This is a genomic window from Endozoicomonas sp., from assembly GCF_051008435.1.
Taxonomy (GTDB): domain Bacteria; phylum Pseudomonadota; class Gammaproteobacteria; order Pseudomonadales; family Endozoicomonadaceae; genus Endozoicomonas_A.
The window spans coordinates 1-4746 of sequence record NZ_JBPCXO010000352.1; the positions used below are offsets into that span (position 1 = coordinate 1).

Here is a 4746-nt window from a genome sequence, read left to right on the forward strand (position 1 = left end):
TAGTGAGGGTGTTGCACACATGTCTGATCCTTCAGAAATTTTGATCCTTACAAATCAATCGTCTCCTGAAGGCTATTTCTGTTGCAACCCCTCACTTTTCATCAGCCAACCTGTAAAAGCCCCAAAATTATTTACTGAAGAATAATCAAACTCGTCTAGTATTCCTCGAACGGTTTTGACATTTACCTTTTTGGCGGAGGGGATTGCCAAGGGCTAAACAGTCAGGCTGTCATGTATAAAGCCGTGATCTTTCGCTGATCTGTGGAAGAGTTGTTCTCGGTTTTAGCAGTGAACAGGTATCTGGAGTAAATCATGAATAACAAGGTCATACTGATTATTCTTGACGGTTTGAACTATCAGGTGGCTCGAGAATGCATGGGGTGTTTAATGGGGTATGTAGAGTTATCCCGTGCCCAGTTGCATAATTTGGTCTGTGAATTACCCAGTCTCTCCAGACCCCTCTACGAAACCATACTGACTGGAACCCGCCCACTTGATCATGGTGTTCTCTCCAATGATATGGCCAGAAGGTCAAGTCAAAGCAGTATTTTCTCTCTGGGCAGGGAACATGGAAAAACGACAGCTGCCGCAGCTTATTTCATGTTCAGTGAACTCTATAATCATACGCCCTTTCAACCACTCCAGGATCGATTTCAGAACAATCCCGAGCAACTGATCCAGCATGGCTTGTTCTATTGGCTTGATCATTATCCGGACAGCCATCTTTTTGCTGATGCCGAGTACCTCAGAGTCACCCATGACCCGGATTTTCTTTTGATCCACCCTATGAACGTTGATGATGCAGGGCATCACTATGGCTTACTGTCTCCAGAGTATCGTAATGCCGCACGCTCAGTGGATGTTCAGATGGCTGAATATCTGTCCGGCTGGTTAGAGGCTGGCTACCAGATTATGGTGACCAGCGACCACGGCATGAATGGCATGTGCAGTCATGGTGGTACTCTGGCTGAAGAGCGTGAAGTACCGCTGTTTCTTTTGGGCGAAACGTTTGATGACCTTCGAAGTATGCAGCTGAAACAATTGCATATTTGTGGTTTGGTCTGTGAAACCCTGGAGATTGAGCAACACGGTAAATTGTTACCCATCAGTTCTGCTCACTGAGAGAAGCGTAATATGGCCTTTTACAAGGCTGAAAGAAAAGCACTTTTTCTTTTAACGCCCTTTATTCTTGCCTTTTTTCTCTTCCAGGTGCTGCCTCTAATTTGGGTACTGGCGGACAGTTTCAAAAGTAACCTGGGTGAAGAGTGGGGGCTGGGTAATTATCTGTATATCCTGGAAAGTCGGTATTTCCGGCAGGCGATATACAACAGTCTGAAGATCGGTCTCTACTCCAGTATTGCAGGGATGTTGCTGGCTTTGCCCTGTGCCTGGTCACTGCACCGACTTTCTGGTCGTCTCAAGGAAGTAGCCCTGACTTTCTCTAATATGATTGCCAACTTTTCCGGCGTACCGCTGGCATTTGCTTTTGTCATTCTTTTGGGCGCTAACGGTTGTTTTATTATTTTGCTCGATCAGCTGGGTATTCATCTGGGCTTTAATCTTTATTCCGCTTTTGGACTCATTCTGATTTACAGTTATTTTCAAATCCCATTAGCTATTTTATTGATGCTCCCAGCCATGGAAGGGCTCAAGGATGAATGGCAGGAGGCTGCCTGTCTATTGGGAGCTGGCAAGCTTCGTTACTGGCTGAGTATTGGATTGCCCGTTCTGACGCCCGGTATTCTAGGGACCTTCATTATTCTGTTTGCCAATGCCATGGGGACTATGGCGACGGCTTTTGCCCTGACAGGAGGTAATTATAACCTTCTGACGATCAGGATCAGCAACCTGATTTCCGGTGATATCTTTCTTGATCCCTGGCTGGCCAGTGCGCTTTCTATGATTCTGGTTTTTATTCTGATGGTGGTAACACTGGCTAACGAATGGTTAATCAAGCCGGGGAGGCTCCGTGCGAAGGCCAGATAGTCTTGGGCATCTGTCGGTTATTATCGTGTTCATGATCGTCATGATATTGCCGTTGCTGGGAACCTTGCTCTATTCCATAAGCACCAGCTGGTCTTCTGGCATGCTGCCAGAGGGTGTCACCCTGAAGTGGTATAAGGCCCTGTTTGTTGAGCAAAGGTTTTTACAGGCCATGCTGAATTCAATCATGGTGTGTCTGGGTGCTCTTTTCTTGACCCTGATACTGGTCGTTCCTACAGCATTTATTGTTTTCTATTATTTTCCTTTTCTGAAACCCTTCATGAATTTTATCATTCTGCTGCCTTTCGCTGTGCCGCCAGTGGTGTCGTCTGTCGGGTTACTGCAAATCTACTCCAATGATGTGATTACCCTGACAGGAACTCCCTGGATTCTGTTGGGAGCCTACTTCACCGTAGCCTTACCTTTTTCCTATAGAGCCATTGCCAACAACATGGCGAACCTGAATCTTCAGGATATGCTGGATGCAGCCCATTTATTGGGGGCAAGTACTGTTCGAGCTTTTTTTACCATTGTTTTACCGAATCTGAAGACAGGCTTGATGGTGTCTCTATTCCTGAGTTTTTCTCTGCTGATTGGAGAGTTTGTGTTTGCCAATATTCTGGTGGGAACCCGGTTTGAAACGGTGCAGGTGTATCTGTTCAACATGAAGGCAAGAAGTGGACATTTCAGCAGTGCGGTAGTGGTCAGTTATTTTCTGGTCATTATGCTGATGACGATACTGGCCGGGCAGTGGGGAAAAAAACAATGAGCTTTTTAAGAGCGCAGGGGCTGGAAAAAAAATATGACGATAGCCCTGTGTTTACCCATATCCATTTTGCTCTGGAGAAAGGAGAGTTTGTCACTCTCCTTGGGCCATCTGGCTGTGGCAAGTCAACGTTGCTACGTTGTGTTGCGGGCTTGACTCGAGTTGATGAAGGGCAACTGTTTATAGACGGAGCCAATGTCACTGACCTACCTGCCAGGCAGCGTGGAATTGCCATGGTGTTTCAGAGCTATGCACTTTTTCCGAATATGACGGTCAGGGAAAATATTACCTTCGGTTTGAAAATGCAAAAAGTCCCCCTGTCTGAGCGATCTCAGCGGGTAAAAGAAGCCGTAGAGCTGGTGGAGCTGGAAGGGAAAGAGCAACGATATCCTTCAGAGCTTTCTGGTGGTCAGTGTCAGAGAGTCGCGTTGGCAAGATCTCTGGTGGTTAGGCCCCGAATCCTTTTGTTAGACGAGCCCCTGTCGGCTCTGGATGCAAGAATCAGAAAAAATCTGCGTGAACAGCTTCGGTCTATTCAAAAAGAATTGGGATTAACGACCTTGTTTGTTACCCATGACCAGGAAGAAGCTCTGACACTGTCTGATCGGATTTTATTGATGAGCAATGGCCAGATTATTCAAAACGGAACGGCGGAAGAAATATACACAGAGCCAGCCAATGCGTTTGTTGTTCGTTTTATCGGGAACTATAACCTGTTAAGTGCCTCTCAGGCGTATCAGGTGCTTGGCATAAAGTCAGAAAAGCAGATTGCTATCAGGCCTGAGTCCATTTATGTCCGTGAGGAAGGTCGTCAGTATGCTGATCATGTCAGACATCCTGTGCGTGGCCAGGTGGTTGATTATCTCCTACTGGGCAACATCATTCGTTACCGTATTCATGTCAGCGGGGTGGAGCTGCTGGTGGATTTGCTCAACAGAAGCTCAGAGCGGTTGTTTCCAGCAGGCGCTCCCCTTGATCTGCTCTTCAACACTCGTGAAATCAGAGAAGTCGATGAGGATAATCCAGAAGCCTGTCGGACTTAAACCGCCATTATGGCTTAGGGCTGTTCGATCTGGAACTGGCTGAGAATTAGAGCTCTGGCATCATGCAAACTCTTCAGAATAGAGAAGGCATGTTCTTGTACATCGGCTTCCGGAGGAAGATAGTCTGGAATCATAATTGCCTGACAACCTGCCGTGTAAGCTGAGCGTATGCCATTGTTGGAATCTTCAAAGACCACAGTTGCTTCTGGTGGAACCCCCAGTTTCCTGCAAGCCAGCAGATACGGTTCCGGATCAGGCTTGCCGTTGACCACTTGTTCGGATGTGACCACTGTGTCAAAGCTGGAAAGTTCGTTTCTGCTGGCAAAGTGATGTTCAACTGAAGAGCGTCTTGAAGAAGTCACCAGGCCTAACTTCAAGGGTTGGGTCAGTAACCATTGAAACAGCTCAGAAAATCCCTTTTTGAGCACAGTAGCGTTTGCGTTGATGTAATCCTGAAAAAAATCTTTTTTCTGCTGATAAAAGGCTTCCGCCGGGCAATCCTTCCCATAGAGTTCGCTGAGTAGTGCCAGGGTCCTTTCCCATGTGGTGGCGGTGCTGCGTTTAAAAAACTCGTCATTAACCTCATATCCCAAGGACTGACCGGCGAGAACCCAGCAGAGTCGATGAATGACTTCAGTATCAAAAATCAGGCCATCCATATCGATCAGCACGGCTTGCAGATTCTTTTTCATAGGCTCTCTAGTGAATTGGATTGTTCAGATTCTAGCATTGAGAAAAAATCAATTAATGCATCGAGTTAGCTATGGATTGCAGTGTAAATTAAATGTGTACTCATATTTTATTTTTAGGTGTTTTCTGAATACCTGCTCTAGGAGCCTGACCGAGAATAGGTTTATCTGTTATGATAAGCCTTAAATCAACCCTAATAATGCCAGATGTCACCACCACCAAAATTCAAGGATAGCCCTGTTGAGTTTGATCAGCACCTGCTGT

General features: G+C 46.3%; 5 protein-coding genes. 4 read left to right on the top strand and 1 reads right to left on the bottom strand.

Annotated features, from left to right (window positions below):
• Nucleotides 1-312: 312 nt before the first annotated feature.
• The 4 genes from ACR2PX_RS17740 to ACR2PX_RS17755 are packed head-to-tail and all read left to right on the top strand — an operon-like array spanning nucleotide 313 to nucleotide 3792.
• A complete protein-coding gene (locus tag ACR2PX_RS17740) occupies nucleotides 313-1122 on the top strand; it encodes an alkaline phosphatase family protein (RefSeq protein WP_434000694.1) in 810 nt (269 codons plus the stop codon).
• 12 nt (nucleotides 1123-1134) lie between these two features.
• Nucleotides 1135-1986, top strand: coding sequence for an ABC transporter permease (locus ACR2PX_RS17745; RefSeq protein WP_434000695.1), 852 nt, complete (start codon nucleotides 1135-1137; stop codon nucleotides 1984-1986).
• Complete coding sequence (locus ACR2PX_RS17750; RefSeq protein ID WP_434000696.1) at nucleotides 1970-2752, top strand: ABC transporter permease; 783 nt, start codon at nucleotides 1970-1972, stop codon at nucleotides 2750-2752. Before ACR2PX_RS17745 ends, ACR2PX_RS17750 begins: the two co-directional genes overlap by 17 nt.
• Nucleotides 2749-3792, top strand: a complete 1044-nt coding sequence (locus ACR2PX_RS17755; protein WP_434000697.1) for an ABC transporter ATP-binding protein — start codon at nucleotides 2749-2751, stop codon at nucleotides 3790-3792. The genes ACR2PX_RS17750 and ACR2PX_RS17755 overlap by 4 nt, the downstream gene beginning before the upstream one ends.
• Before the next feature lie 14 nt (nucleotides 3793-3806).
• On the opposite strand, the gene ACR2PX_RS17760 is transcribed toward ACR2PX_RS17755, so the two are convergent.
• A complete protein-coding gene (locus tag ACR2PX_RS17760; RefSeq protein WP_434000698.1) occupies nucleotides 3807-4484 on the bottom strand; it encodes an HAD family hydrolase in 678 nt (225 codons plus the stop codon).
• Nucleotides 4485-4746 lie beyond the last annotated feature (262 nt).